The organism is Streptococcus sanguinis (assembly GCF_026781265.1).
GTDB classification, from domain to species: Bacteria; Bacillota; Bacilli; order Lactobacillales; family Streptococcaceae; genus Streptococcus; species Streptococcus sanguinis_T.
In genome coordinates this window covers 33660-60005 of the sequence record NZ_JAKUVC010000005.1, presented here as the reverse complement: position 1 = coordinate 60005, position 26346 = coordinate 33660, and the positions used below count along the sequence as shown (strand labels likewise).

At 40.6% G+C, this 26346-nt stretch carries 29 protein-coding genes and 1 pseudogene; 6 read left to right on the top strand and 24 right to left on the bottom strand.

The window, feature by feature from the left end:
* Positions 1-22 precede the first annotated feature (22 nt).
* Genes MK370_RS07665 through MK370_RS07655 form a run of 3 tightly spaced genes read left to right on the top strand, consistent with a single transcriptional unit; the run spans position 23 to position 2144 of the window.
* A complete protein-coding gene (locus tag MK370_RS07665) occupies positions 23-499 on the top strand; it encodes a DUF2975 domain-containing protein (RefSeq protein ID WP_002917772.1) in 477 nt (158 codons plus the stop codon).
* Between the two features lie 8 nt (positions 500-507).
* Entirely contained in the window at positions 508-726 is a 219-nt protein-coding gene (locus tag MK370_RS07660) for a helix-turn-helix domain-containing protein (RefSeq protein ID WP_002899126.1), read from the top strand.
* A gap of 2 nt (positions 727-728) precedes the next feature.
* Complete coding sequence (locus MK370_RS07655) at positions 729-2144, top strand: DUF4153 domain-containing protein (protein ID WP_268684810.1); 1416 nt, start codon at positions 729-731, stop codon at positions 2142-2144.
* 130 nt (positions 2145-2274) lie between these two features.
* Here MK370_RS07655 and MK370_RS07650 read toward each other — a convergent pair.
* Positions 2275-2820 (bottom strand): annotated as a pseudogene (locus MK370_RS07650) (DNA-3-methyladenine glycosylase I); the annotation flags it as partial.
* Positions 2821-2829: 9 nt separating this feature from the next.
* Positions 2830-3294 (bottom strand): pyridoxamine 5'-phosphate oxidase family protein, encoded by a 465-nt coding sequence (locus MK370_RS07645; protein ID WP_268684809.1) that lies wholly within the window; start codon positions 3292-3294, stop codon positions 2830-2832.
* A gap of 24 nt (positions 3295-3318) precedes the next feature.
* On the opposite strand from MK370_RS07645, the gene MK370_RS07640 reads away from it, so the two are divergent.
* Positions 3319-3936 carry a helix-turn-helix transcriptional regulator gene (locus tag MK370_RS07640; protein WP_268684877.1) on the top strand — a complete coding sequence of 206 codons (618 nt, stop codon included), beginning with the start codon at positions 3319-3321 and terminating at the stop codon, positions 3934-3936.
* A gap of 61 nt (positions 3937-3997) precedes the next feature.
* Here the strand turns inward: MK370_RS07640 and rpmH are convergent, their stop codons facing one another.
* The 15 genes from rpmH to MK370_RS07565 all read right to left on the bottom strand — a co-directional run bounded on the left by rpmH (position 3998) and on the right by MK370_RS07565 (position 18448).
* Positions 3998-4132 carry a 50S ribosomal protein L34 gene (rpmH, locus tag MK370_RS07635; RefSeq protein WP_002893904.1) on the bottom strand — a complete coding sequence of 45 codons (135 nt, stop codon included), beginning with the start codon at positions 4130-4132 and terminating at the stop codon, positions 3998-4000.
* 138 nt (positions 4133-4270) lie between these two features.
* Entirely contained in the window at positions 4271-4903 is a 633-nt protein-coding gene (locus tag MK370_RS07630) for an HI_0552 family protein (protein WP_268684808.1), read from the bottom strand.
* Positions 4904-4919: 16 nt separating this feature from the next.
* Positions 4920-6014: a DUF6287 domain-containing protein gene (locus tag MK370_RS07625; protein ID WP_268684807.1), complete on the bottom strand. Its 1095-nt coding sequence runs from the start codon at positions 6012-6014 to the stop codon at positions 4920-4922.
* Positions 5986-7011, bottom strand: coding sequence for an RNA-binding cell elongation regulator Jag/EloR (gene jag / locus MK370_RS07620; RefSeq protein WP_268684806.1), 1026 nt, complete (start codon positions 7009-7011; stop codon positions 5986-5988). The genes MK370_RS07625 and jag overlap by 29 nt, the downstream gene beginning before the upstream one ends.
* A 21-nt stretch (positions 7012-7032) precedes the next feature.
* Positions 7033-7848, bottom strand: coding sequence for a membrane protein insertase YidC (locus tag MK370_RS07615; RefSeq protein ID WP_268684805.1), 816 nt, complete (start codon positions 7846-7848; stop codon positions 7033-7035).
* Positions 7832-8191, bottom strand: a complete 360-nt coding sequence (rnpA, locus tag MK370_RS07610; protein WP_268684804.1) for a ribonuclease P protein component — start codon at positions 8189-8191, stop codon at positions 7832-7834. Before rnpA ends, MK370_RS07615 begins: the two co-directional genes overlap by 17 nt.
* 147 nt (positions 8192-8338) lie before the next feature.
* The gene (gene argH / locus MK370_RS07605) at positions 8339-9724 is read right to left on the bottom strand and encodes an argininosuccinate lyase (RefSeq protein WP_268684803.1); all 1386 of its coding nucleotides are present in this window, start codon (positions 9722-9724) and stop codon (positions 8339-8341) included.
* Between the two features lie 14 nt (positions 9725-9738).
* Entirely contained in the window at positions 9739-10938 is a 1200-nt protein-coding gene (locus tag MK370_RS07600) for an argininosuccinate synthase (protein ID WP_268684802.1), read from the bottom strand.
* A gap of 176 nt (positions 10939-11114) precedes the next feature.
* Positions 11115-11750: a DUF6287 domain-containing protein gene (locus MK370_RS07595; RefSeq protein ID WP_268684801.1), complete on the bottom strand. Its 636-nt coding sequence runs from the start codon at positions 11748-11750 to the stop codon at positions 11115-11117.
* Between the two features lie 89 nt (positions 11751-11839).
* On the bottom strand, positions 11840-13297 hold the full coding sequence (gene gltX / locus MK370_RS07590; protein ID WP_268684800.1) for a glutamate--tRNA ligase: 1458 nt from the start codon (positions 13295-13297) through the stop codon (positions 11840-11842).
* Between the two features lie 106 nt (positions 13298-13403).
* On the bottom strand, positions 13404-14183 hold the full coding sequence (locus MK370_RS07585; protein ID WP_268684799.1) for an alpha/beta hydrolase: 780 nt from the start codon (positions 14181-14183) through the stop codon (positions 13404-13406).
* Positions 14184-14257: 74 nt separating this feature from the next.
* Positions 14258-15925: a ribonuclease J gene (locus MK370_RS07580; protein ID WP_124764993.1), complete on the bottom strand. Its 1668-nt coding sequence runs from the start codon at positions 15923-15925 to the stop codon at positions 14258-14260.
* Positions 15926-16190: 265 nt separating this feature from the next.
* Positions 16191-16352 (bottom strand): hypothetical protein, encoded by a 162-nt coding sequence (locus MK370_RS07575; protein ID WP_002908616.1) that lies wholly within the window; start codon positions 16350-16352, stop codon positions 16191-16193.
* Positions 16353-16737: 385 nt separating this feature from the next.
* Positions 16738-17439, bottom strand: coding sequence for a hypothetical protein (locus tag MK370_RS07570; RefSeq protein ID WP_268684798.1), 702 nt, complete (start codon positions 17437-17439; stop codon positions 16738-16740).
* Between the two features lie 94 nt (positions 17440-17533).
* Entirely contained in the window at positions 17534-18448 is a 915-nt protein-coding gene (locus MK370_RS07565) for a hypothetical protein (RefSeq protein WP_268684797.1), read from the bottom strand.
* Positions 18449-19545: 1097 nt separating this feature from the next.
* On the opposite strand from MK370_RS07565, the gene MK370_RS07560 reads away from it, so the two are divergent.
* The gene (locus MK370_RS07560) at positions 19546-20598 is read left to right on the top strand and encodes a TIGR00341 family protein (RefSeq protein WP_268684796.1); all 1053 of its coding nucleotides are present in this window, start codon (positions 19546-19548) and stop codon (positions 20596-20598) included.
* A gap of 112 nt (positions 20599-20710) precedes the next feature.
* On the opposite strand, the gene MK370_RS07555 is transcribed toward MK370_RS07560, so the two are convergent.
* From MK370_RS07555 to MK370_RS07535, 5 genes are all read right to left on the bottom strand, one after another.
* Positions 20711-20923, bottom strand: coding sequence for a CsbD family protein (locus MK370_RS07555; RefSeq protein WP_002911569.1), 213 nt, complete (start codon positions 20921-20923; stop codon positions 20711-20713).
* 76 nt (positions 20924-20999) lie between these two features.
* Positions 21000-21620, bottom strand: coding sequence for an Asp23/Gls24 family envelope stress response protein (locus MK370_RS07550; RefSeq protein ID WP_268684795.1), 621 nt, complete (start codon positions 21618-21620; stop codon positions 21000-21002).
* 17 nt (positions 21621-21637) lie between these two features.
* Positions 21638-21808 (bottom strand): DUF2273 domain-containing protein, encoded by a 171-nt coding sequence (locus MK370_RS07545; protein ID WP_002899156.1) that lies wholly within the window; start codon positions 21806-21808, stop codon positions 21638-21640.
* 11 nt (positions 21809-21819) lie between these two features.
* Complete coding sequence (amaP, locus tag MK370_RS07540) at positions 21820-22401, bottom strand: alkaline shock response membrane anchor protein AmaP (protein ID WP_002911566.1); 582 nt, start codon at positions 22399-22401, stop codon at positions 21820-21822.
* A 55-nt stretch (positions 22402-22456) separates the two neighbouring features.
* The gene (locus MK370_RS07535; RefSeq protein WP_032913352.1) at positions 22457-22696 is read right to left on the bottom strand and encodes a GlsB/YeaQ/YmgE family stress response membrane protein; all 240 of its coding nucleotides are present in this window, start codon (positions 22694-22696) and stop codon (positions 22457-22459) included.
* 304 nt (positions 22697-23000) lie between these two features.
* Here MK370_RS07535 and MK370_RS07530 point away from each other — a divergent pair, with 304 nt between their 5' ends.
* Complete coding sequence (locus tag MK370_RS07530) at positions 23001-24482, top strand: M protein trans-acting positive regulator PRD domain-containing protein (protein ID WP_268684794.1); 1482 nt, start codon at positions 23001-23003, stop codon at positions 24480-24482.
* Positions 24483-24678: 196 nt separating this feature from the next.
* Here MK370_RS07530 and MK370_RS07525 read toward each other — a convergent pair whose 3' ends face one another.
* The gene (locus tag MK370_RS07525) at positions 24679-25437 is read right to left on the bottom strand and encodes an ABC transporter ATP-binding protein (RefSeq protein ID WP_268684793.1); all 759 of its coding nucleotides are present in this window, start codon (positions 25435-25437) and stop codon (positions 24679-24681) included.
* A complete protein-coding gene (locus MK370_RS07520) occupies positions 25434-26300 on the bottom strand; it encodes an ABC transporter permease (RefSeq protein ID WP_002908605.1) in 867 nt (288 codons plus the stop codon). The genes MK370_RS07525 and MK370_RS07520 overlap by 4 nt, the downstream gene beginning before the upstream one ends.
* Between the last annotated feature and the right edge of the window lie 46 nt (positions 26301-26346).

The window sequence follows — 26346 nt, the reverse complement described above, 5'->3', positions numbered from 1 at the left end:
GAAACGTTAGTCGGAGGAAATTATGACAGACAAGATGAAAAAGACTGCTGAAGATATGAGCATCACTCTTACAAAAATCAGTATCAGCCTTTTATTTATTGCTTCTATTATCCTGATAGCCCTAGGACCTTGGGTCGTCAACCTAGTTATTGAATTTCCCTCTCCTTTCTTTCAAGGAGAGACACGCTTTTGGATCTTGCTGCTGCTCGGCTATGTCCTCGGCTGCCTAGCCCTGGCCTGCATTGTCCATCTCTATCGACTCCTTAGCCGCATCGGTAAAAATCAGGTTTTTATCACGCAAAATGTTCAATACATGCGCTACCTTGGCTGGGAAGTAGGCACTGTCGCTCTCATCTCCCTCTTTATGGGACTGACAGCCTATTTGCCCATGCTCTTAGTCACTGTTTCTTGCAGTATCTTGACCCTGATTATCCGTGTCATCCGCAACGCTTTTGGCAAGGCCATTGAGCTGCAGGATCAAGTAGACTACACTATTTAGGAGGTCTTATGATTCAGATAAATTTAGACCTTGTCATGGCGCAAAAGCGCATCAGTGCTGGCCGTTTAGCAGAGTTGATTGACCTAACACCAGCCAATCTATCTATCCTAAAAAATAATCGAGCCAAGGCTGTCCGCTTTTCAACACTCAACGCTCTCTGCCGTGAATTAGACTGCCAGCCTGGCGATATTTTGGAGTATATCCCTGACGATGAGGAGGAGAAATAATCATGGAATATCCAGCACAAGAAGAGATGAATGTCCAGCCTTGTCTGCTCGCAGAAGCAGAACGACAGACCATCTTCACAGGCCTAGAGGACAAGCAACTGCGATTCTTTAAAATCAGCTATCTAATCCTCTATCTCTTAACCTACTTTTACTCTGCTGTATTTTTTAATTATCAAACTGCATCCTTTTTCCCTTTTGCAATCGGCCTTATATTATTAAGCGAGGCCTTAATCAGGAAATTAGCCTATCCATCTCTGCTGATAAAAAATCTTGACAGCAGATTAGAGGCTCGAAGCTTTCTGATCATGACGCTAGCTCAAGCTCTGGCTTTAAGTCTCTGGGGGCTTCATCGTCAGCTAGAATTTTTCCAATTTCTAGCCATCCACATCTCATTCGCTTTCTATATTTTGTCCCGCACCGGCTGGTTAAGCCAAGGGCGTTTGGGGATCCTGGTCTGGTTTGATGCCATTCAAGCCTTCTGCATCCTGCCCTTTAAAAATTTCATTGCTGCTATTCTAGTCTTTATAGAAGGCAAGCAGCAGGACTCTTCCGACAGCTCTGACAGTCTGTCTTCAAAGAAAGCCCAACAGCTCGCTATTATTGTCAGTAGCTTCTTTGTCGCGGGAATCTTGGTCTACTTTGTCTGGTCCCAGCTGAGTCACGTTTCAGACAGCTTTGCCTCTTTCTTCAGCAATACCGCTGATTTCATTGAGAATCTATTTGACTCCCTCTTTTCAAGTCTTGATAGCAGCACGATTCTCTTCAAGGCCTTCCTGGCTGTTCCCGTCAGTCTTTACTTGTATGGGCTCCTAGCCGGAAGTCTGTTAGGCAAAAAAGATACTAAACTTAGCTACAAAAAATTTCAAGCAAGTATCCGTCCTTTGCGAGTAGCCCCTGCTTTGGCAGCCTACATTATCATCGGCAGCCTCTGCCTGACCTATGCAGTCTTCTTCCTGACGGGTCTGGGTGAGCTCGGTCAGCTCCTAAGCGCAGGAACAGTAGCTCAGGCTATTTCTCCACAGAATGCTTCAACCGTTGCCATGGCTGGCTTCTGGCAGCTGGTTCGAGTATCTATCCTTAACTTTGCAGTCCTAGGCGTCTTCTATCTGATTGCCAAAAAGCCACTCTGGGACCAGAAAGGAACACGATTCGCAGCTACTATCCTCTTTATCTTTACTGGTCTGCTGGCCTTGCTAGCTGGCTGGAAATTATTTGGCATCTACATCTACCTCTACGGACCAACACCGCTGCGCTTGATTTCAGCTTGGTTCATCCTAGTTCTCTTGGTTTGGTGCCTACTGACCCTGATTCGTTTCTATAAACCTATCCAAGCCATTCGCATCGGTATCTTTTACGCCCTGATAAGCTTTACCTTGCTCTGCTATCTTTATCCAATGCTTTTACCAGTGGCAAAATAAGCAACTGTACTTAACTATACACAAAAAACCAGAAAGAAAATATATTTCTTTCTGGTTTTATTCTCTTTTTTACATCATTTACCGGCATTCAATAATAGACTGCTTACCTTTCTCATTCAAAGGAAAAAAATTATATCCTAAAATCACAGGTCAGCAAATGATCATTGACCATGCCAATGGACTGCATAAAGGCATATACAGTCGTAGAACCAACAAAGGAAAAACCTTTCTTTTTGAGTTCTTTGCTAATTTTATCGGATAGATTTGTTCGAGCGGGCACCTCTTTAATACTGGACCATGAATTAACAATCGGCTCATTATCTACAAAAGACCAAATATAAGAATCCAAACTACCATATTCTTCTTTTAATTTTAAATAGGCTTTAGCATTTTTTATAACTGCCTTTATTTTCAGCCTATTTCGTATCACTCTTTGATCACTAAGCAATTCTTCAATCTTCTGCTCATCAAAGTTGGCAAGAATTTCAGGATTAAAGTTTTCATAAGTCTCTGTCATAGCATCCATTTTTGACAAAATAGTTTGCCAGCTCAAGCCCGCCTGCTGGCCTTCCAAAATCAACATTTTAAAGAGTTTATGCTCGTCATGCACAGGTCGCCCCCATTCATGGTCATGATAATTTCTCTCAAGCTCACTATTTTCAGCCCAGTCACATCTATTTTCTCCTTATAGTTTGATTTTCTCAACTTGATTATTATCTAAGACCAAGAAAGCATCAGAAAAAGATACTTCAAAAAGTTGCAAAGAGTCGGTATGCTGCTCAATAATATCTTGATAATAAGGGTACTTCTGGACAAAAACGCTTCTTATTTCCTCAATAGAAAGCTGGCTTTCTTTGACTATCCCTTGAATTCGGATATACCTCCCTTCACCTTTCGGGATTGTTGTAAGAGCTATACGATTATTGGTTGCCAACTCTTGAATTTTTTGACTATTTTTAAATGAGATAAAGAACAATTTCTTTGTCTCCTCATCATAGTAAAAATTCACAATTCTTACATTTGGGATATCCTTTACAGAAGTTGCTAGGGCCATTTCTGTCTGTTCTGCCAATAAGGTCTTAAAATATTGATTCATATTTGACTCCTTTATTATTTTCTCTAAAACTAGTATAATATAAAAAGGTATCATTTTTTGAAACCATTTAATAAAAATATGGAGTTTCTCATGAATAAATCTCAAAGAATTAACGATATGCTCATTTTTCTTAACAAGAAAAGACAATTCAATCTAAAAGATATTATGAATCGATATCATATTTCAAAAAGCACTGCTCTTCGTGATATTGCCAGCCTTGAAACGCTAGGCATTCCGATTTATTCTGACTTAGGCCGGAATGGCAGTTATAAAATTCTTAGCAACGATTTGTTATCTCCTATTATTTTCTCCATAGATGAAATTTCTGCCTTGTATTTTTCCATGCTGACTCTGGAAAACTACAATATGTGCCCTTTTGATATAGACCTGCAAAAATTAAAAGAAAAATTTGAAAACTCGATTTCAGAACAGCAGTTAAGCAAGATTGCAAAAATTGAGAAAATCCTTCAACCAGAAGTCAGAAAGACAATCAACAACTCTCAATTGCGAATAATTCTAGATATTTTATTGCACAGGCAGGAAGAATTTTTTCCAATTAAGTATGAACAACAGTCTCTTCAGGTTCAATTTATCAAACTATTTAGCCACAAAGGGGATTGGTATGCAGAGGTCATAAATAAAGACACTGGCCAAAAAGAGGAACTTTCCTGCCAGTCTATCGACTTTTACCTGTAAATTTAAGACAAAAAAACCAGCGGTCTCGAGTCTCCGCTGGTTTCTTGATAAATCGTTTGGATTAAGCAGCCAAAACTTTGCGTCCTTTACGACGGCGAGCTGCCAATACACGACGACCGTTTTTAGTTGACATACGGTGGCGGAAACCATGTTTACGCGCACGACGGATTTTACTTGGTTGATAAGTACGTTTCACGATGAATACCTCCTCTTAGATTCTTGTATTCGTTTAGCCGGCTAGTTGTGATCAGTTACTAAACATACTTTACTATTCTATATGATTCTAGGGCTTTTGTCAATACTTACTTAAATAACTTTCTCTTTGTAAACGTAATCATAAAGTCCGAGTCGCTTCATAAAAGGGAATCAAAGCTGTCATGGCCTCTTGCAGCTGGGACAGCACCTGCTCTCTTGAAGCTGCCTGAGAAAGAGGAACATCGTATTTGACCAAGACCTTACGAACCTGACCGGCCGCTAGCTGCTGAGTAAGGAACTGGCGATTTTCCTCTGTTCCTTCAAAACGCTGACTCACACCATCTATCTGAGCAAAATAGTAAGCTGGCGACTGAATGGGCAGCTCCAAGACCCGATTTTGCTTGCTGAGGCTGTACTCATCTTTCTTGCGCTCCATGAAGCTCACCTCCAGCGACACTCCGAAATCTTCTTCCGTTCCATACAAGCGCAGGGCGAACATAGGTTCTGTAATTTCTCCATAGCCTTTAAGATAATTCCAAAAATGGGGCCGCAGTATCTGCGCTTGATTCATCCACTGGCTGGTTCGCTCCAAGGTCAGCTTAGAATAGAGGGTCTGAAAATCCTTGACCAAGTCTGCAAACTCTTTGCGTGCTGCCTGACCCTTAGCTCTCAACTTCAACATAGACTCACGTAGCTGCCCTGCCTTGTCTGGAGATATATACTTAGCCCCTTGATGAGGCAGATAACTTTCAATAGCTGGAAAAAGTGACATAAAAATCCTTTCTTTTTTACTCTTTATAATAGAATACTTCTGAGTTATTAACGTTAACACTTTGCGTAATAAGAATCCTGTCCCTCTTACGATTAGAAGCATCCATTATTTTTTGATTATCTAAAGTCATAGACATATCTATACCAGCAGGAATAAATAATATCGCTGCACGCGGACCACCATAGGACACGCCACCCTCTAAATAGGAGTTGACTATTTTAAACTGATTTCCTAATTTTAGCCCATTAGTCACCAAACCATTTTTATCAAAGGTCAACTCTTCTCCATTTCCATTTTTCCACGTACCTTCAATACTTGAGAAATCACCGTTTTGAATGCTTGATAAATCCATTTGAGTTGAAATTTCTGGATTGTCCTCTGCTCCTACAGAGCTTTTTGATTGATAAGATTCAATATCTTTCCAAGTCAACGAAGCTAAATCAATTTCTTTTTTAGAAGCTAACCCAAAAACTGAATCTACGCTTTTTTCAGAATTTGAATCTACACCTGCTATTTGAAAATCTGCTTCTTTTAGCACATCTATACCACTATTATCAGATCTCAGTCGATAAAGATAACCCTTAGCATCAGGACTTAGAGAGTGCCATTGAGCATAAAAGACTGTTCCATCTGTATATATTGTGGCGCTTTCTCGACTTCCACCTGCTGAAGCTACTTTTGATTGAGCTAAATAAGTTGATGTTCCTTGATTCAAATAATAAATAGCCGCTAAATAATAAGCCCCGTCAGAATGATGTCCTGTGATTAATTCATTCGTCCCATTTTTATCAATATCATAGAATGTGTATATCTGCGCACGGCCTTCAGAAGTATCTTTTGTTAATTTATCCAAAGTCGAAGCATATAATTTTTCATCTTGTTCTACTGAAATCGAAGAACTCTTTTGCTCTTTGTCCAATGTACGCTTACTCGAATCAGGAGTATTATCCTGATTCTCTATTTTCTTTTGACCACAGGCAGCAAGTAATGCTAACCCTAAAATGATTAGAAAAATTCTCTTCTTCATAATTCTTTCTCCTGGTTTATTACTACAAAAACCAGCATCTCTGCTGGCTTTCTTTTTATTCACTGTCAATATCCACAACGACATAGCGGTTAGGCTCGTCGCCTTCGGAATAGCTAGTTACGCCATCGATGCGAGATATGATGCGGTGGATAATTTTGCGCTCGCTGTTAGACATAGGGTCTGTGTGCTGACCGCGTCGGTCTTCCAAAGCCCGCTGAGCCAGTTTCTGCGCATAGCTTTGCAGCACTTCTGCCCGATGCTCAACATAGTCATTGACATTAATGGAAATATAAAAGCTCTTAGAGTATCGGTTATAAAGATAGTTTTGCGCTAATAGCTGCAGAGCTTTCAAGACTTTTCCGTGGTAGCCAATCACGCGCCCCGGTTCATTGGTATCAATCTGCATGTTGATAGTTCGGCGGTTGTGGCTGCTGGAAATGCCCGCTTCAACATCCATCTCATCAACAATTTTCTGAACATAGTTCGTTACGTTTTCAACTACTTCTTCAATATCATAGTCTGCTTCAACTTGGATGCCTAAGTCAGCAAAAGAGCTTTCTTCTGTTTCTGTCGGCTCAGCCTTGTCTTTAGCCGCTTGTTCAAAAGAGATAACCTTGCTATCGTCCGCTTCTGCTTGAGCAATTGACTCATCAATAGCTTGGTTGGTCTTGAGAAGATCAATAGTGCCAGTCTCTTCTAAAATCGTATTGGCTTGCTTGTCATTTTTGAGAATTTCAGCCTTGACCTCATCTGAGATAACTTCACCTTCTCCTTCGACCTTCTTGATGGCAGCTACCACACGGCCCAAATCAACCGTCGCTTCACTGACAGACTGCACAGGCTCATTCTGAGCATTAATCTCTTCGGGAACACCTTTTACAGCCTTTTGATTGGCCTTGACAACTGTCGTCTCAGCAATCGGCTCGACATCCACCTGAGCTGGTTTCTTGCCAAACAGACCTAAAAAGCCTTTTTTCTCACGTGAAATAACAGTGATATGCGCTCTCATACGTGGAATATCCAACGTTTTCAAACCATTTTGAATGGCTTCTTCAACACTTGCTCCTGTAAAAATAACCATTGCAAGAGTCCTCCTTCTTACTTACTTTTTCTTTTTCTGTGCTTTTTTCAGGGCACGTTTCTTTTTCTGTTCCAATTGACGCTCTGATCGTTCCTTAGCTTCCCGCTCGGCAATGATTTTAAAAGGATTGCTCAACAGCAAAGTCTGAACCACCTGATAAGCATTTGAGACCGCCCAGTAGAGGGCTACCCCACTCGCTGCATAGAAGGCAAAAAAGAAAATCGCAACTGGCAACAGGTACATCATGACTGTCATCCCGCCATTTCTCTCAGGCAAGGCTTTGTTTGAAAGCCACGTACTGAGGAAAGTGAAGAGAGCCGCTAACAGCGGAAGAATAAAGGTCGGATCTGTCGCTCCTAGATTGAGCCAGAGGAAGTGACCTGTCTTCATAAAATCAACCCGAGTCAGGGCTTGAAACAGAGCCAAGAGCACTGGCATCTGGATAAAGAGCGGAATGAATGAGGCATAAGGATTGACACCCTTTTCTTTGTAGAGCTTTTGAGTTTCCTCAGCCAAGGCTGTTCTGCTCTCCATATCCTTACCAGGATACTTTTCCTGCAGGCGCTTGATATGCGGCTGTACTTCCTGCAGCTTGCGCGAAGAAGTCGTCTGGAATTGGAAGACCGGCAGGAGAACTGTCCGGATAATCAAGGTAAAGAGAATAATCCCAATCCCCTTGCTTCCACCAAAGGATAGAAAACGAATGGTGTCCGCAAAGAAATAGACCAACTTCTCCCAGAAGCCATTTGAATCGGCCGTTACTTGACTGGTTCCGCAAGCTGTGAGAAAGAGCAGCGAGGCAACCAGCAAAATCCCTAATTTACTTTTCTGTTTCACAAATGAATCCTTCCTGATAAAGTTTAGCAATTTTTAATACATGCAATAAATTTTGTTCAACTTGGTGGTAGTCCAGCTCTTCTACCCCTTTGCGAGCGATAACCACGAAGTCTGCCTGGACTAACTGTTTTTGATGCTGCATCAAGACATGGCGAATTTTTCTTTTAATACGATTACGAACCACTGCATTCCCCAGCTTTTTACTGACGGAAATTCCTACTCGAAAATGCTTTTGCTCATTTTCTAACATGTAAACGACAAATTTTCGATTAGCAAAACTTTGACCTTTTTTAAAAATCGCATTAAAATCTTTTTCGCTCTTGACGCGATAGTTTTTTCTCAAAACTCAACTCCATCCACCAAAATTATATCTATTATACCATATTTTTCGAAAATGCCAATAAGAGCCGCTATGACGCTGTTTTTGCAAATATTTAAAAGGTTTATTCACTTAAAAACACCGCAATTTCCTTGCGATGTTCCCTATATCTTATCCCTTTTTCAGCTGTTTCTTCGCTCTTTCCAACTCCTGACGAATCTGTGCAAATCCTGTCCCGCCAAGGGAATTCCGCTTTTGTACAGCCGTTTGTGATTCGAGCGCTTGATAAATATCTCCCTCAATCAGCGACGACACTTCCTGATAGCGGCTCAGCGGAATATCCTGTAGATAATAGCTTGCCTTGCTGCATTCCAGCACCAACTTTCCGACAATCTCATGGGCTTCTCGGAAAGGCAGTCCTTTCTTGGCCAGATAATCAGCCAACTCCGTCGCATTGGAGAAGTCTTGCTGAGTTGAAACCAGCATTTTTTCTTTGTTTACTGTCATACTAGACAGCATACCCGCCATAATATCCAGTGATTTTTGAATGGTATCTACTGTATCGAACATACCTTCCTTGTCTTCCTGCAGGTCCTTATTGTAAGCCAAGGGCATTGATTTCATAACCGTCAGAAGACTGAAGAGATGGCCATAGATCCGGCCGCTCTTGCCCCGAATCAACTCTGCCATGTCCGGATTTTTCTTTTGCGGCATAATGGAGGATCCAGTGCTAAAGGTATCTGACAGGCTGACAAAGCCGTATTCATAGCTGCACCAGTTAATCAGCTCCTCGCAGAGACGAGACAGATGCATGATGAGAATACTGCTGTTAGATAGAAACTCCAAGATAAAGTCCCGATCACTTACCGCATCCAAGGAATTGTGGTAAAGTCCTTTGAAGCCCAATAAATCAGCCGTCAGCTCTCTATCAATCGGAAACGTTGTCCCCGCCAGAGCCGCTGCTCCTAAAGGAGACAAATCCGTATGCTCCAGATTAAAGGCAAAGCGCTGACTATCACGGCTGAACATCTGATAATAGGCCAGCAGATGATGGGCAAAGCTAATCGGCTGAGCATGCTGCAGATGGGTATAGCCTGGCATGATGGTCTCTACATGCTCTTCTGCCAAGTCCAGCAGCACCTGTCGCAAATTAAAGAGTTTCTCCGCAATCTGACCGAGCTGATCCTTGAGATAAAGGTGCATATCTGTCGCCACCTGGTCATTACGGGAGCGAGCCGTATGAAGCTTGCCAGCTACTGACCCAATCTCCTCGGTCAGAAGAGCCTCCATATTCATGTGAATATCTTCATTACGCACATCAAACTCAAGCTCTCCAGACTCATGACGCGCCAACAGCTTTTCCAAGCCTGCCTGAATAGCAGCCGCTTCCTCTGGAGCAATGATTCCTGTCTGCCCCAACATTTTGACATGGGCTAGGCTGCCCTCTAGATCATAAGAAGCCAGACGATAGTCAAAGCCAATGCTGGCACCAAACTCCTCTACCCATCCTTCCAGAGAGGCTTCAAAACGTCCGCCCCACAGTTTATGATTCGCCATAGGAAGGCCCCTTTCTATTTGTCTTTGTGAGCCTGAACCTCTGCGTGAACCTTAGACGGAAGGCCCCATAGCTTGATAAAACCAATCGCGGCATCCTGGTCAAAGGTATCTGCACTGGTATAAGTGGCCAGACTTTCATCATAGAGAGAATTGTCAGACTTACGCGCTACGACTGTCGCAGACCCCTTGTAAAGCTTCACTTTAGCTGTGCCATTGACCACCTGCTGAGTGGACTTGAGATAGGCAATCAGAGCTTCTGTCGCTGGATTAAACCAAAGGCCATTGTAGATGAGATTGGACAGTTCGTTTTCGATAATCGGCTTGAAATGAGCCAGTTCTCTGACTAGAGTTAGATCCTCAATTTCCTTGTGGGCAGCCAAGAGAGTCACCGCACCAGGGCATTCATAAATTTCCCGAGACTTAATTCCTACCAGACGATTTTCCACATGGTCAATCCGTCCAACACCGTGCTGTCCAGCGAGGTCATTCAGCTTAAGGATCAAGTCTGCCAGCTTCATCTTTTTGCCATCTAAAGCAACTGGCACACCCGCCTCAAAGTCAATATTTACATAGACTGGGCTGTCTGGCGCTGCTTCTGGCGCAACCGTCAAATCATAGGCGTCTTCCGGTGCTTCATTCCAAGGATTTTCTAAGACACCACACTCATTGGCCCGTCCCCAAAGGTTTTGATCGACTGAGTAAGGGCTATCCAGATCTGCTGGAATTGGCACACCATTAGCTTTGGCGTAATTAATCTCTTCTTCCCGAGACCATTTCCATTCCCGAACTGGAGCAATCACCTTGAGACTGGGATCCAAGGAGGCGATAGCGACTTCAAAACGAACCTGATCGTTTCCTTTTCCGGTACAGCCATGGGCAATGGTCGTCGCCCCTGTCTTGTGGGCAATTTCAACCAATTTCTTAGAAATCAAAGGTCGGCTCAGAGCGGACACTAGAGGATATTTTCGTTCGTAGAAGGTGTGTCCTTGCAGAGCAACCAAGACGTAGTCTTCCGCAAACTCGTCTTTAACATCAATAACATGTGATTCGATAGCGCCAACTTTCAGCGCCTTATCATGAATGAAATCCAAATCATTTCCTTCACCTACGTCCATACAGACCGCGATCACATCATAATCCTTGTCCAGCCAAGTAATGGCCACCGAAGTGTCCAAGCCGCCGGAATACGCTAAAATGACTTTCTCTTTAACCATGCGATTACCTCTATCCTTCTACATTTTATTTTTAAACATTCTACTGTATGAAAATGCTAATGTCAAGAGGAAATTTAATATTTATTAAAATAAAAACGTTTTATCAATTTTTATTCAAAATCAATATATTATATACTGGACTCAAAATAAGAAAAAAAAGAGTCTGTCAAGACTCCTTATTTTACGCGATAAAAAACATCAGGATGTTCGGAAACGCTTTGAGTAATGATAAAGCGATCTTGACTGGTATCAGTCGGATCCGTTCCATTGACAGTCTCCCCAGCTGGCAGGCTCTTTCCTGCTGGGATTATAAGAAAGGCAGCACCGGTTTGGTTTTTCCAACGAATCCCTGCTCGGTAAATTCCATTTTCATCTGGCCCAGAGTAATCTCCTGTCTCAAGCTTGGTAACATCTGACTCAATACCTGACGCATCAAATGTATAACTGTTCCCTTTTGCATCCTGCCAAGTACCAATCATGCTGGAAAAATCTCCAGAAGCAATAGCCTTCATATCCAAACTAGAAGTTGATGCCGTCTCTTTCTCCCCTTTGCTAGCTTCCTTGGCAGACTTTTCAGCTTCAGTTTCCGAATTCTGCTGAGAGCCTGTATCAGAAGTTTCCTGATTATCCGCTTGACCATCAAGTTCGCTCGAACTGGCCCCTCTTTCAGACTTTTTAGAAGATGCAGAACTAGTCGAACTTACTTTAGAATTGTTGGAAGCAGGATTCGTCTGCTCTTTCTTTTGGTTACAGGTTACTAGCACGAGTATGGCTGCTAGTCCTACAACCAAGATGATGATCCATTTTTTCATTTTTATCTCCTTAAGGTATTTTCTTATTACAATTGTGACATAAAAATAAAAATTTGCAAAGTAAAAACCAGCTCGAAAGCTGGTTTATCTTATTGAATTTGATTCAGCATGTTTTCGATATGCTGGATGGATTTTTCGCGGCCTAATAGATAAATCGTATCTGGCAGCTCTGGTCCATGCATTTCACCCGAAACGGCAATTCTAATCGGCATAAAGAGGTTTTTGCCCTTGATTCCTGTCTCTTTTTGGACAGCCTTGATTTGAGGGAAGATGTTTTCCGTCACAAAATCTGCATCAGACATGGCTTCTAACTTTTCTTTAAAGGCGGTCAACACAGTCGGTACCGTTTCACCAGCCATGACCTCACGCTCCGCATCTGTCAACTCTGGAAAGTCCGCAAAGAAGAGGTCTGTCAGCGGCACGATTTCGTCTACAGACTTCATTTGTGGTTTGTAGAGCTCCACAAGCTTTTCTGCCTTATCTGTCAAACGGCCCGCTTCTTCCAGGTATGGCTTAGCCAGAGCGAATATTGTGTCAAAATCTGCATTCTTGATGTATTCGTTGTTCATCCAGTCCAGTTTCTTCTGGTCAAAGGCAGCTGGGGACTTGCTGAGACGTTTTTCATCAAAGAGCTCAATCAACTCTTGGCGAGAGAAAATCTCATGCTCGCCACCAGGATTCCAGCCCAGCAGTGCAATAAAGTTAAAGACTGCTTCTGGCAGGTAGCCTTTCTTGCGATAATCCTCGATAAATTGCAAGGTATTGGTATCGCGCTTGGACAGTTTCTTGCCTGTTTCAGAGTTGATAATCAGGGTCATATGGCCAAATTCTGGAGCTTCCCAGCCCAGAGCTTCATAAACCATGAGCTGCTTAGGTGTGTTGGCAATGTGGTCATCTCCACGAATAACGTGAGAGATTTCCATCAGATGGTCATCAATAACAACAGCAAAGTTGTAAGTTGGGTAGCCGTCTTTCTTCTGGATAACCCAGTCACCACCGATATTGCCGCCTTCAAACTCAATGTCGCCCTTGACCATGTCAGTCCACTTGTAGACACCAGCTTCATTGACAGCCAGACGAACCGTTGGAATAATCCCCGCTGCTTCGCGCTCAGCGATATAGACTGCCTTTTCTTCCTCTGACATGCCTAGAAACTCATTGATATAACGCGGTGTTTCACCAGCCGCTTCCTGACGTTCGCGTTCAGCTGCTAATTCTTCCTCGGTCACATAGGACTTGTAAGCTAAGCCCTTTTCCAAGAGTTCATTGACGTATTTTTGGTAAATATCCAATCGCTCAGACTGGCGGTAGTTCTCGTGAGTCTCAGGACTTTCATCCCAGTCAATACCCAACCAGCGCAAGTTTTCAAGCTGTGAGCGTTCTCCGTCTTCTACATGGCGCTTGCGGTCTGTATCCTCGATACGGATAATGAAGATTCCACCATAGTGACGAGCATAGAGGTAGTTAAAGAGCGCAGTCCGCGCATTTCCGATGTGTAATAGTCCAGTCGGACTTGGTGCATAACGCACTCGAATCGCTTTTGTCAAAGTTCCATTCTCCTATTTGTATTTCGGGGAATCATTCCCACTCCGATTTTCAAACGTAATCATTATATCATACTCTGAGGGCAGAATACGACTTTACAATCTATTTTTACGACAGGCGCTCTTCCAGCTGGAAGTCAATAGGAAGCCAGGCCAGTACATTCTCCATCTGCTTTTCCCAGTAATACCACTCATGCTTACCTGGACTGTGGATGTAAGTAATCTCCAAGCCCAAGTCTTGCAGGTTTTTCACTGCCTCCTGATTAGCCTTGTAGAGAAAGTCTTCTTCACCACACCAAGCCCAAAGCTTAATCTTTTTATCAGATTGCTTGGCTATACTTTCCAGCGAGTGAGGGCTGCTGGTCCAGTCTTTATAGTCTCCAAAAACTCCTCGCAAATAGGCTGGCGATGCCATTTCAGCATTATCCGGACGAGCATCAAGAAAACTCAAAGCCCCAGAAAGACTAGCCGCGTATGAAAAGCGGTTAGACTTGAGAGCTAGCTTAAAGGCTCCGTATCCGCCCATGGAAAGGCCTGCGATAAAATTCTTCTCCCGCTTATCTGACATATTTGGGAAAAAGCGCTTGAGCACCCGAGGCAGCTCCTCAGCAATGGCTTCGTAATAGTTAAAACCGTACTGAGTATCGGTGTACCAGCCGTTGCTGGTATTAGGCATGACAACAATCAGATTCGTCGAGCGAACCAGACGCTCAATATTTGAGCGCTTGAGCCAGCTATTGTGATTACCGTTCATACCATGAAGCAGGTACAAAACAGGAATGTCCTTATCATCTGGCTTGTCTACGCGAGCTGCATCCGGATAGAGGACATTAACGCCCCATTCCATCTCCAAAGCCTCAGAATAATACTCTATTTTCATCACTGCCATTCGCATTTCTCCTTCGTATCTTCCTGACAAGAAAAAGCCGAAGCCCGACTTTTCTTGTATTTGTGTTGAGATTTTTACCGCACTTCCATAACGACCGGCAAAATAGCTGGACGACGCTTAGTTTGGTCAAAGAGATATTTGGCCAGACTGTCACGGACAGCACCCTTCAGCTCGCCCCAGTCAAAGCTATCCTGCGCCAGATAGTCTTCTACGGTTTTATTGATAATGTCAGAGCTTTCACGCAAAATATCTCTGCTCTTCTTGACATAGACAAATCCACGGGTGTGTACTTTAGCCTTGGAAATGATTTTCTTTTCCTTACGGTTAACTGTGAGTGCCACAATGAAAATACCATCTTCAGACAAGACCTTGCGGTCGCGCAGGACGATATTGCCCACATCACCAATCGCATTCCCATCAATCATGACATCTCCAGCTGATACTGCACCAGCAGGCACAAAATCACCATGGTCGTATTCCATGATGCTGCCCCGCTTAGGAATGAAGATATTTTCCGGCAGCATGCCAACTTCCATGGCAGCCTTAGCATGAGCATCCAAGCCACGGTACTCACCCTGAATCGGGAAGAGGTACTTAGGCTGCAACAGGTTAATCATGAGCTGCAAATCACGCGCATTTGCGTGACCCGAAACCCGCAGGTTTTGGGTAATCAGCTTGACAATGCCCCCAGCCTGATAAATCATATTTTCTACACGAGCCACGACCGCTTCCTTGGCAATAGAAGGCGTTGTTACGATGTAAATCAAATCACCTTCCTTGATTTCCACATAGCGGTGACGGCCGATTGACATCTTACGCAGGCCATTGATAGGCTCACCCATCCGGCCAGTCTCCAAGATAATCAATTCATGGTCTTCAAACTTAGACATTTCCTTGGGCTTGATCAAGAGGCGTTCGTCCACCAAGGACAGCTTCTTGAGGCGGATAGCCGTACGGACGATATTTTCAATGTCAAAACCTGTCAAAACCACTCGGCGGCCAGTCTCAGCAGCTGCATCAAAGACCTGCTGGATACGAGACAAGTTGCTGGCAACCGCCGCAACAATCACGCGGCCATCCCAGTCAGCAATCGTATCTTCGATTTCCTTGCCAACCTCGCTCTCACTAGCCACTTGAACGCTACTGTCCGCATTGGCTGAATCACTGAGCAAGGCCAGAACGCCCTCACGGCCAATCTCAGCCAGACGGCCAAAGTCTGTCGCGTAGGACGGGTTGGCAGACTGATCAAACTTGAAGTCACCTGTATAAACGATGCTGCCTTTTCTGGTCTTGATGACAATTCCCAAACTCTCAGGAATCGAGTGGGTCGTCCGGAAGAAGGAAACCACGGTTTTGCCAAATTCAATCTCGGTATTTTCATCAATCACATGGAAATCATTGAACTTCTTAACTGCATCGTTATTCTTGACAAAGAGCTTAGCCAGCTCAATCGTCAACTCTGATCCAAAAACCGGCACCTTAGCATCTGCCAAAAGATTAGGTAGAGCACCAATAGCATCTGCGTGCCCGTGTGTCAGAAAGACACCCGCAATCCGCTTCTTGTTTTCAAACAAATAGTCCATGTTGGGAACGACATAATCCACACCCAACTGCTCATTTTCTGGGTACTTCAGCCCAACATCCAATACAAAAATGGAATCATCCACTTCGGCAACGTAGAGGTTTTTCCCATTTTCACGTACGCCGCCCAAAGCAATCAGTTTAATATTGCTCTTGCTCATTTTTTCTCCTATTCAATTTTCAGAACCTCACTTTTATCAAAGATTCTTTATTTTATTACTAACGGTCCTTGGCTAGCCAAGTCGAATTACAGTCTTGCAAACCAAAGATTCGCATATCTAACCTATTATAGCATTTTTTCATGTTTTTTCAAAACAAAGAAAAATTGTTTTTCCATTGTGACTTAGAATGAAGCTATTTTTCTAACCACGAAAAAACACACCGACAGCAAAAAAAGAAACAGCCGCAAACTGTCCCTTTTTAGGGTTAGGCTTTACCAGTCAGATTAAAACGGACAAAATAAACCATTATCGCAGCTGTAACCAAGAAAGCCAGCCCGACCGTTGCCAGAGCATGAGCAGAAAAGAACAGCAGGCTAGCTATCAAGCTTAGAATCGGAAGTGCTACCTCTATAAGCAGAAACCTCATTGAAAATCTACGTTCTAGCTTGTTACAAGGAGTGTAGGGCAGAAGGACAGACAGGGGGGAGAAATTTTCATTGCCGAAATGCTCGGAAAGCCCAATCAACTTCTACCCAAAAGTGATAATGTCCAGAAGAAACAGCCGCTCAATCAAATGAGGAAAATCGGTGGGGCTGAGATCAGCCGAGACAAAATCGTGATTGGGATTACTGAGAAAGCCGGGCAGGATTTAGGTCGCCAAAATTCCAATCACTGCTACCCAAAGACCGATATGGCAAGGAAAGAGCAGAGGCAGAAAGAGGCAGGCCGTACAAATGACATAGTCGGCTTCATAGTCAAACAGTTGGTGGCGGCATTTTGTTTTTTTTCATATCTACTCTCTTTCCTGAATCCTAAAATCGATTAACCCGTATAGCCAAGCGCTGGTAGAAAAAGAGCCAGCAGTCTGCAAGAAAATTAAGGCCCAGCACAATGTAGAGGCCGCGAAGATTCTCCTTGGCATAGACCATACTGGCGTAAATCAGTTCCTGGCCATCTAAGTGATAATTCAACAAGTCCATCTCTTCTAAATAAATAAGCTTACTCCAAAATTCACTGCCTAGATAAATTAACAGAATATAATTTGCTACTCTGATTACTGGATACAGATATGATGCCAAATAGTAATGTGCATGCTTTTGAAGATGCCAGCGTCTCAGCCATTCTCGTCTATCAAGCTGAGGTCCTGCAAGAATAAAAGTGAGGACGGCCGCTGTCTCTACAACATCTTTGAAGGGATAGAAGCTCCATTTGAGAATAGGCTCAAAAGAATCAATACCTGTAATCCCGTAGCTCTTAATCACTAAACTATCCAAGAATTGATAATTGAAGATAATGAATAACATTAAAAATAATATTAAAAACAAGAAAAAGAAATAACCTTTTTTCCACCTTAAAAATCTTTTATACTTCCGACTCCGCCGAATCATCTGCAGCTTGAAATTGGGATTATTCGGTATATTCTCCGCAATAGGCTCACCGCAGACCGGGCAGATGACATAGTCGGCCTCATAGTCAAACAGCTGGTGCCGACATTTTTCTTTTTTCAGCTTCATTTTCTCTTTACCTTTCCAAAAACCCGAATATCAAGCCGTATGATATTCGGGTTTCTCACCTTTTATTGGCTCACATGGTCTTGCAAATTGCTTATCACCAGTCAACACCATAGTATCGGAGCATCCGCTTGCTGACCCGCATGCCATTGTACTGAATCAGCGAAATCCAACGGTATTTGTCAATCAAATCCTTGGCGACCATGAAGAAGAGTCCTTGCGGCATAACTCCCAGACTTGACAGAACATAGCTGTCTACTCCGATTGTTACGGAGGAAACAGCATTGAAGAGTAAGTCTACCACACTATTCCTATAGTATTCGTCATATTTTTCCAAGTCAAGACTTTTATTCAAGGCTGCGATTAGTTCCCTTAAATTTGAGGAAGAATTATATAAGGTTTTAAAGGTGTCCACTTGATTTCTTAAATCTACTCCACTTCTACCAGCTTGTATTATCAAATGAGATGCTCTAAGTGCTGTCTGCGAAGCAGTCAAATCAAGTTCTTCTATATTGACAGCCTCCTTCAATAAATCAGCGCTATCTTTTAGGGTTTTAACGGTATTGATAGTATTATAAATCAGTTCTCCCCTCTGAACCCCTCTTAGATAGGTATCGTAAGTGCGCCTGTCGTCATTGACAATCCAGGAACTGAAGTAGGTTTCGTTAGAATACTCTGGTACGACTTTCTCTAAAACACCTGTCTTGATATCCACGAAGTGAGACAAATACATATAGGCCGTCTCTTTTTCAAGAGTAGTCGCATTGGCATCGCGACCCATGTTTAACTTGGCCATCTCAAAAGCATAGTTCCATTGATTGGCCATGTTCTTAGCTTTTTCCTTTTCCTCCATCGCTTCTTTATCGACTGTCAGTTGATTTGCCACATCATTGACATATTCTTTTAAATCCCTATAAAATTGGTCGTCTTTCCGGTTTAATGACGTAAAATCATTGATGGACAAACCAACTTTTTGCAGGGAAGAGTCTACCAGATAGAGATTGGACAGCACTGTATCACTTATCTCCCCGTTCTGCGACTATTCCGCAAAAACAATCTGACTTGGCAAGACACCGCTCAAAGAGAAAAACAGAAGCAAAAGATACATTTGAACTTTTCTTATAATCGGCATAATCATACCCTCCTAATAATGAAAAGCAATGATGACACTTGAAAAACTGCTCCTACAATAACCTCCCTCCTAACTGCTAATTGTTTTCCAATCATCATTCCTAATATAAATATACAATGAAAACCCTTTCCTGTCAACGGTATCTTATACTTGCAAAGTACAAGAAAACAGGCCCCAGAGGGCTCTCACCCCAGATACACGGCATGCCAATCGTAGCAAAAAAAAAAAAAAACGACCTCTAGCTTTACTCAGCTAGAGGTCTGGTTTACTTCGCTGGTATGAGAGCAATCAGTTCATCCAAGGTGTAACTGAATAACAATTTTTTTATTTATTGTTTTTATTATTTTTTATAAACTTTTAATTCCTTCAACCGCTAATGATTTTCTTTTTATCTTAGCATTGGAAATCTCTATAACATAATAAAGCACTATTGATTGAATTCTCGAAGTTTGAAAACCATCTAAAAGCTTCTACTTTCTATACTATCGTTACAATCAGGCAAGCTAAGCAGGCCTGTCTGACAATTCAACCAATATTTCAAGTAAAGCAACTACTTATGTATTACAAACAACTATACCAACAAAGTAAACTTAAAAGCGAATGAATTTGGCTTCCTTTCTTTCTATTTCCTTAACTCTATTATAGTACACTATCCAGATTTTTGCAAGCGTTTACACATTAAAAATACAAAAATATTTTAAGACTTTTGAAAAAGTAGTTACACAAAGAAAAAAGGCCGTGACAAACTAATGCTGTTTTGTTATTCAGTTAATAATTCAGTATGTGTTGCTTTTTTTAGCCTGTAAGAATGTTATGAAACCTCTTCTCAAAAATTAGATTTTAATTATGTTGTTTTTATGTTAAAATAAATAGCGGTTATATACTTCTTTCTGTAATTTCTTTGGAATATTACCTATTTCATTCATTACTTTACATGAGTTTATAATTTAGAGAACTTTAATAAGGGGAATATTATTATGAGAAAAATTTTAAAAGAGGATAAACTTTATTCTTTAGTTGAATTTAGAGATAGGCTATACGATGATTTAGATTTATCAAGAAGCGATGTAGCTACTTTGCTATGTGCTATGTTGATTGCATCTATTGGCTTAAACATGAATTCCACTCCAGTTATCATTGGGGCAATGTTGATTTCTCCATTAATGACAACTATTATTGGAATTGGTTTTTCATTAGCAATACTAGATATGAAACTGCTCAAAAAGTCGTTTAAAATTCTTTCTATTCAAGTTTTGTTAAGCCTCTTAGCATCTACGATTTATTTTTTTATTTCTCCAATCTCTTTTGCAAGTTCAGAAATTATTGCCAGAACTTCACCAACAATTTGGGATGTAGTTATAGCTTTTGTGGGTGGACTAGCTGGAGTTATTGGAGCACGTAAAAAAGAAGCAAATAACATTGTGCCTGGAGTGGCTATCGCAACAGCTCTTATGCCCCCAGTATGTACTGTCGGCTATGCTATAGCAACAGGAAACTTTGAGTTTATGTTAGGAGCATCCTACTTATTTTTCATTAACTGTAGTTTCATTATGATTGCTACATACATAGGGACGAGCTTAACTATGGTGAAAAATCATTACATTAAACACAATCAAGAAGCCTATAAAATGCGAAAAATATTAATTCTAGTTTCGCTTATTCTTATTATTCCAAGTTTGGTTTCAGCGACTACCTTAGTGAGAGAGACCTTAATCAATGAATCTATAAATAAATACTTATCTGATCAGTTTAAAGAGAACACAATCCTAAAAAAGAACTATGATAAAGAAGATAATACTCTAAAGTTAACTATTTCAGGAAACTATCTTTCAGATGAGAAATTGAAAGAAATTCTTAGTAAACAAAACGACTATGGCTTGAAAAATATTTCAATTCAAATTTCACAATTATCCAATGACCGCTTAACCGAAAAAGACATCGTTGAGTATATTATTCAATATAAAAATGACCATGAACTTCAAAAAATTGATAAGGAGAAGAAAGAAACTCCAACTAAAAACAAGGAATAGAAACAATTTTCCTAGACAAATACACAAAAAAGAGAGAACAGAATTAATTGTTCTCTCTTTTTAGTTACTATAGTTAACAAAGACTTTTTATAAGGAAAATCGACTATTGGTATTATTTAACGTCTTTATCGTCTTTCTTAACCATATTTTTAACACCTTCGATCGCGCCTTCAACAGCATCTTTGGCATCTTCTGCAACTTCTTTAACTTTAGAAACTACTTTTTCAGCAGCTCCTTCTTTTTCTGTTTTTTTATCACCAGTTAATTTGCCAAAGCCTTCTTTAACAGAACCTTTAGCTTGGTTGAATTTTTCTTCTGTAGACATAATTGATACCTCCGTTATTAGTTTCAATTTTTAAAGAAATGAAAGAATATAAGAATTCCTAATCCTAATTAGAGAATTAACGAACGCGAGTTTTTTCATTTGATGCAGCGTCTTTAACAGCATCTACACCATCGCCAACTTTTTCTTGAACAGCTGAGAAGCCACCACTAATGCCAGATTTTGCTTTTTCGAATTGCTCTGAAGCAAATTCGCCTGTTGATTCAGCAACATCTGTCACTCGGTCTTGAAGGCTTACTGAATCCGCTTCGTGTTGTTCTTTTGTTTTAATATCAACAACATTGACATTTACTTCAACAACTTCCAAATCAGTCATCTTAGAAACTTCTTCTACAACAACTTTCTTGATTTCTTTGTATAAAGTTGGAACATTCTTTTGATATTCCGCAACCACATTCAAGTCAACAGCTACTTGTTCTTTACCAACTTCAACATTAACACCATGAGTGACATTGTCAGAGTTGACCAATTTATCTTTTATATTAGAGAAAAAGCCACCGTCAACAGCCAGCAAACCTGAAACTTTTTCTAAAGAGAGGCCGATAATTTTTTGAATGACCTTATCATCGTAAGTCAATTCACCTCTTACTTCATGAGTTGCTGGTTTCACTTCATGAGCTGCTTGAGCAACATCATTTTTAGTAAATTCTTTTACATCTTTAACATCTTTATTTGACATGTTAAACTCCTTTATTCTTATTTAAATATATTTTTATTTTGAATATAATATCCAATTCCTGCCCCTAGAGTAGCGCAAATCAAGACAAATAGAGTCTTAAAGAAGCCAAAGGATAGGATAAAACACGCTAGAATAATGCCTGCTAATCCAGACAAGATTGGATATTGATATTTTTTAAACCATTCCATTTTTTACTTCCTTACTTTACACGACTAGTAGTTTTTTTAGCCGCTTCTTTTGGCTTGAAGTCTGAGACAGAGATTTTAAGCTTGACATTATGATTGATTCCGAAGAATTCTGTCAATCCAGACGCAATTTCTTCTTGAATCAACTGACTTCTCTTGATGATGTTTTCCGAAGGAACGATTGCCCCTTTAACGGAAACCATGCATTTGTTTTTACGGCTATTTACTGAAACCGTAGGATCTTTAATTAAACCGTGTTCTGTTAACAGACTACGAACAAACCCTTCAATCGCTGAATTTTTCAGCATCAGTTTCCCATCCGCATCAGCTAGCTGAATTTCCAAACGTCTCTTAGGATAAAAAGCTATCACTAACATCAGTAGTAAGATTAAGCTTGCTAAAACCACAGTGCCCCAGAAAACATACCTAGAAAGATAGTAGCCCACAAAAGGAATCTGCTTCCAAGTGAATAACTTCCAACTAAATATCTGGAGCCCCAGACCGCTGACTTTATGAAAGTCTAGCAAAACAGGAATCAAAATTGTCAAGATTAAAATACAGAAAATAAGGGAAAGTATTTTTCTTGATTTTGACATATTGAATCCTCACATCATTAAATTTTAAATTGTATTTTGAAAGCAAAAAGGCAATTTACGCCTTTTTACCCAAAACAAATGATACAACAGCTACTACAATAACTGCACCAATGATAGAAGGAAGCAAGGCCATACCAGCCAAACTAGGACCCCAAGTTCCCAGAAGCGATTGACCAACAACTGAACCGACTAAGCCAGCAACAACGTTTGCAATAACACCCATTGAGCCGCCTTTTTTAGTGATTGATCCAGCAATAAGACCAATAACACCTCCAACAATAATAGACCAAAGCATATCGATTCTCCTTTCTAATTTTTCTAAATCAAAATTGTTCAATAATATTCTTTTATATTATTTTTTGATTAACATAATTATATAATTTTTTGACATAAAAAGGCAACATTTATGCTTATTTTCCTTTCTTTATTTATGTACTCAAAGTACATATATATAGTAAAAAGCCTATATTAAAGCGTTTTCAGTTCTTTTTGTAACATAATTGATGTTTAAAAAATTTCTTCACTTAGGATAAACGAATAAAAAATGGTATAATTATGTGATAATTAAAACACCATGTAATGAAGGATAATATATTAAAATGAGAGAATTATTGTCTAAAAAGAGCCACAGGCAATTAGAACTATTAGAACTTCTATTTAAAAACAAACACTGGTTTCATATTTCTGAGTTGGCTGAACTATTGAATTGTACAGAACGTTCAGTAAAAGATGATTTATCCCATGTCAAGTCTGCGTTTCCTCAATTGATTTTTCACTCCTCTACTAATGGTATACGTATCATCAATACTGATGATAGTGATATTGAGATGGTCTATCACTATTTCTTTAAGCACTCAAGATATTTTTCAATTTTAGAATTCATCTTCTTTAATGAGGGGAGAAAATCTGAAAGTATTTGTCAAGAGTTTTATATGAGTTCTTCTTCACTCTATCGAATAACAAATGATATTAACAAAATTATAAAAAAACAATATAATTTTAAGATTAGTCTCAATCCTATTCGAATTATTGGAGATGAGGTTGATATCCGTTATTTTTTTACACAATATTTTTCAGAAAAATATTATTTTCTTGAATGGCCCTTTACAGATTTTTCAGCAGAACCTTTGTGTAAACTATTAGCACTGGTTTATAAAGAAACTGCATTTCCTGTCAATTTCGCAACTCAACGAATGTTAAAATTGCTCCTGGTTACAAATTTATATCGAATAAAGTTTGGTCATTTCTTGGAAGTTGAGAAAGATTTTTTTAACAATCAATTGTTAGAATCTTTCATGCAGGCAGAAGGAATCGAAGACATTGTAGCGAGCTTTGATTCTGAATACCATATCTCTTTGAATAAAGAAGTGATAGGTCAACTATTTGTCTCCTATTTTCAAAAAATGTTTTTCATTGATGAAAATCTATTTATGAGCTGTGCAAAAACAGACAGCTATGTAAAAAATTCGTATCAATTATTAAGTGATTTAATTGATCAGATAGAAAGCAAATATAATCTTAAAATTGACAATAAGGACAATCTTATTTGGCATTTGCATAATACAGCACATCTGCATCGCCAGGAACTATCTACAGAGTTTATTCTGTTTGATCAAAAAGGCAATACAATCAAGAACTTTCAAAATATTTTCCCTCAATTTGTTTCAGATATTAAAAAAGGAATTGAACATTATCTAGAGACTTTGGATATCCCTAGCACACCAATGAAAGTTAACCATCTATCCTATACTTTTATCACTCACAGCAAACATTTAGTGCTGAATCTTTTACAAAATCAGCCTAAATTAAAAGTTTTAGTCATGAGTAATTTTGATCAATATCATGCAAGATCAGTAGCAGAGACACTTTCTTATTATTGCAGTAATAATTTTGAACTTGAAGTTTGGAATAAATTAGAACTATCAATCGATTCTTTAAAAGAAGCACCTTACGATATCATCATTTCTAATTTTATTATTCCACCCATTGAAAACAAGAGACTGATCTATTACAATAATATTAATACGGTCGCACTCATCTCCTTACTTAACGCAATGATGTTTATTCGCTTAGATGAGTAATTCAGACTATTTTTTTAACAAAAAAACCGCAATCTAGCGGTTTTTATTCATCTATGAGGGCAATTTGAAGAAAAAGGACATAGTCCTATTTAACAGAGAACTAGAGACTTTTAATCATTAATTGTCTAACTTTGTGGGAGCCGTACATTATTTAGTACGTATTCTTTCTCTTGTTTTTACAAAACTCTGAGCAAGCCTATTCAAACAAGCCATAGTAGTCTGCGATGGTCATCTTGGCTTTCTCATCTTTGTTTAAGTCCTGAATAATCTGCCCGTCTTTCATAACGATTAGTCGGTTGCCGTATTTGAGGGCATCCTCCATGTGATGGGTAATCATAAGGGCTGTGAGGCGGTCACGATTGACAAATTCATTGGTCAGCTCCATCAAGGCTACACTGGTCCTAGGATCCAGTGCTGCAGTATGCTCATCCAGAAGCAAAAGCTCTGGACGCTTGAGCGTTGCCATGAGCAGACTCAAAGCCTGTCTTTGCCCACCAGAAAGAAATTCAATCGGTGTATCCAGATGCTTGTCCAGACCATTACCGATTTTCTCAATCGTCGCCTGAAACTCTTCCCTATAACTGTTGAGCCCACGGGGCACCAAGCCACGCTTTTCACCTCGGAATTTGGCAATGAGAAGATTTTCCGCCACTGTCATACGCGGAGCCGTTCCCATCTTAGGATCCTGAAAGACACGGGACAGGTACTTAGCCCGCTTTTCTGGTGAAAAATGAGTGACATTTTCCCCCAAGATATGAATGCTGCCGCTGGTCAAAGGGAGAGTGCCGGCAATGACATTGAACAGGGTTGACTTTCCTGCACCGTTTCCACCTAAAATCGTAATAAAATCATGCTCGTGAATGTCTAAAGAAACATCATTTAGGATGATTTTTTCTTCATCAAAGCCGCTCTTTACAAGCTTGGTTGCATTTCTTAATTCTACAATCGCTGTCATTTGCTTAACTTGGCTCCTTTAAAGAATTTATTTTTCAGGGTTGGAATCATGAGACAGACGGCCAGAATCACCGCACTGTAGAGACGGAGATAGTTGGTATTAAAGCCGAGAGCAATAACGCCCCAGATCAAGAACTGATAGGCAATCGCACCAACGACAATGGTAATCAGACGCTCTGCCAAGGTCAGACTCTGGAAGAGCACCTCGCCAATGATAAGACTGGCCAGACCGACAACAATTACTCCAATCCCACGGGAAACATCTGCATAGCCTTCCTGTTGGGCAATCAGCGCCCCAGCTAGAGCAATCAAGCCATTTGACAGAATCAATCCCATCAACTCCATACGGCCGGTATTGATACCAAAACTGCGGGCCATATCCGGATTATCTCCGGTCGCGATATAGGCCTGCCCTAGCTTAGTATCCAAGAAAAAGAGCAGGGCCACAATCACTAAGCTGACAAAAATTAAACCAGTCAGCAGGTCATTGACTTCCCCTGAAAATGGTAGAACATCCTGAATCTTACTGCTGCCTAAAAGCCCTAGATTGGCACGCCCCATTAACATCAGCATGATAGAGTGGCAGGAGGTCATGACCAAAATCCCAGAAAGCAGAGTCGGAATTTTCCCCTTGGTATAAAGCAGGCCTGTCACTGCACCCGCTGCACAGCCCGCTAAAACAGCTGCTGCTGTTGCCAGAAAAGGATTGACTCCCTTGGTAATCAAGGTAACAGCCACCGCCCCGCCCAAGGGGAAGGAGCCTTCTGTCGTCATATCAGGAAAGCCCAGAATCCGGAAGGTCATAAAAATACCTAGACCTAGGACGGCCCAAACCAGTCCCTGAGAAATAATGGAAAGAATCATAACATTGTCCTAACTAATTAAAATCGTTTCTCTATTTTAACATAAA

What these genes read in the sequence shown, in the direction of transcription:
- MK370_RS07665 (WP_002917772.1), top strand. Translation starts at nt 23, where the DNA reads ATGACAGACAAGATGAAAAAGACTGCTGAAGATATGAGCATCACTCTT.
- MK370_RS07660 (WP_002899126.1), top strand. Translation starts at nt 508, where the DNA reads ATGATTCAGATAAATTTAGACCTTGTCATGGCGCAAAAGCGCATCAGT.
- MK370_RS07655 (WP_268684810.1), top strand. Translation starts at nt 729, where the DNA reads ATGGAATATCCAGCACAAGAAGAGATGAATGTCCAGCCTTGTCTGCTC.
- MK370_RS07645 (WP_268684809.1), bottom strand. Translation starts at nt 3,294, where the DNA reads ATGATACCTTTTTATATTATACTAGTTTTAGAGAAAATAATAAAGGAG.
- MK370_RS07640 (WP_268684877.1), top strand. Translation starts at nt 3,319, where the DNA reads ATGGAGTTTCTCATGAATAAATCTCAAAGAATTAACGATATGCTCATT.
- MK370_RS07630 (WP_268684808.1), bottom strand. Translation starts at nt 4,903, where the DNA reads ATGTCACTTTTTCCAGCTATTGAAAGTTATCTGCCTCATCAAGGGGCT.
- MK370_RS07625 (WP_268684807.1), bottom strand. Translation starts at nt 6,014, where the DNA reads ATGTCGTTGTGGATATTGACAGTGAATAAAAAGAAAGCCAGCAGAGAT.
- jag (WP_268684806.1), bottom strand. Translation starts at nt 7,011, where the DNA reads ATGGTTATTTTTACAGGAGCAAGTGTTGAAGAAGCCATTCAAAATGGT.
- argH (WP_268684803.1), bottom strand. Translation starts at nt 9,724, where the DNA reads ATGGCGAATCATAAACTGTGGGGCGGACGTTTTGAAGCCTCTCTGGAA.
- MK370_RS07600 (WP_268684802.1), bottom strand. Translation starts at nt 10,938, where the DNA reads ATGGTTAAAGAGAAAGTCATTTTAGCGTATTCCGGCGGCTTGGACACT.
- MK370_RS07595 (WP_268684801.1), bottom strand. Translation starts at nt 11,750, where the DNA reads ATGAAAAAATGGATCATCATCTTGGTTGTAGGACTAGCAGCCATACTC.
- MK370_RS07585 (WP_268684799.1), bottom strand. Translation starts at nt 14,183, where the DNA reads ATGGCAGTGATGAAAATAGAGTATTATTCTGAGGCTTTGGAGATGGAA.
- MK370_RS07580 (WP_124764993.1), bottom strand. Translation starts at nt 15,925, where the DNA reads ATGAGCAAGAGCAATATTAAACTGATTGCTTTGGGCGGCGTACGTGAA.
- MK370_RS07575 (WP_002908616.1), bottom strand. Translation starts at nt 16,352, where the DNA reads ATGAGGTTTCTGCTTATAGAGGTAGCACTTCCGATTCTAAGCTTGATA.
- MK370_RS07570 (WP_268684798.1), bottom strand. Translation starts at nt 17,439, where the DNA reads ATGAAGCTGAAAAAAGAAAAATGTCGGCACCAGCTGTTTGACTATGAG.
- MK370_RS07560 (WP_268684796.1), top strand. Translation starts at nt 19,546, where the DNA reads ATGAGAAAAATTTTAAAAGAGGATAAACTTTATTCTTTAGTTGAATTT.
- MK370_RS07555 (WP_002911569.1), bottom strand. Translation starts at nt 20,923, where the DNA reads ATGTCTACAGAAGAAAAATTCAACCAAGCTAAAGGTTCTGTTAAAGAA.
- MK370_RS07550 (WP_268684795.1), bottom strand. Translation starts at nt 21,620, where the DNA reads ATGTCAAATAAAGATGTTAAAGATGTAAAAGAATTTACTAAAAATGAT.
- MK370_RS07545 (WP_002899156.1), bottom strand. Translation starts at nt 21,808, where the DNA reads ATGGAATGGTTTAAAAAATATCAATATCCAATCTTGTCTGGATTAGCA.
- amaP (WP_002911566.1), bottom strand. Translation starts at nt 22,401, where the DNA reads ATGTCAAAATCAAGAAAAATACTTTCCCTTATTTTCTGTATTTTAATC.
- MK370_RS07535 (WP_032913352.1), bottom strand. Translation starts at nt 22,696, where the DNA reads ATGCTTTGGTCTATTATTGTTGGAGGTGTTATTGGTCTTATTGCTGGA.
- MK370_RS07530 (WP_268684794.1), top strand. Translation starts at nt 23,001, where the DNA reads ATGAGAGAATTATTGTCTAAAAAGAGCCACAGGCAATTAGAACTATTA.
- MK370_RS07525 (WP_268684793.1), bottom strand. Translation starts at nt 25,437, where the DNA reads ATGACAGCGATTGTAGAATTAAGAAATGCAACCAAGCTTGTAAAGAGC.
- MK370_RS07520 (WP_002908605.1), bottom strand. Translation starts at nt 26,300, where the DNA reads ATGATTCTTTCCATTATTTCTCAGGGACTGGTTTGGGCCGTCCTAGGT.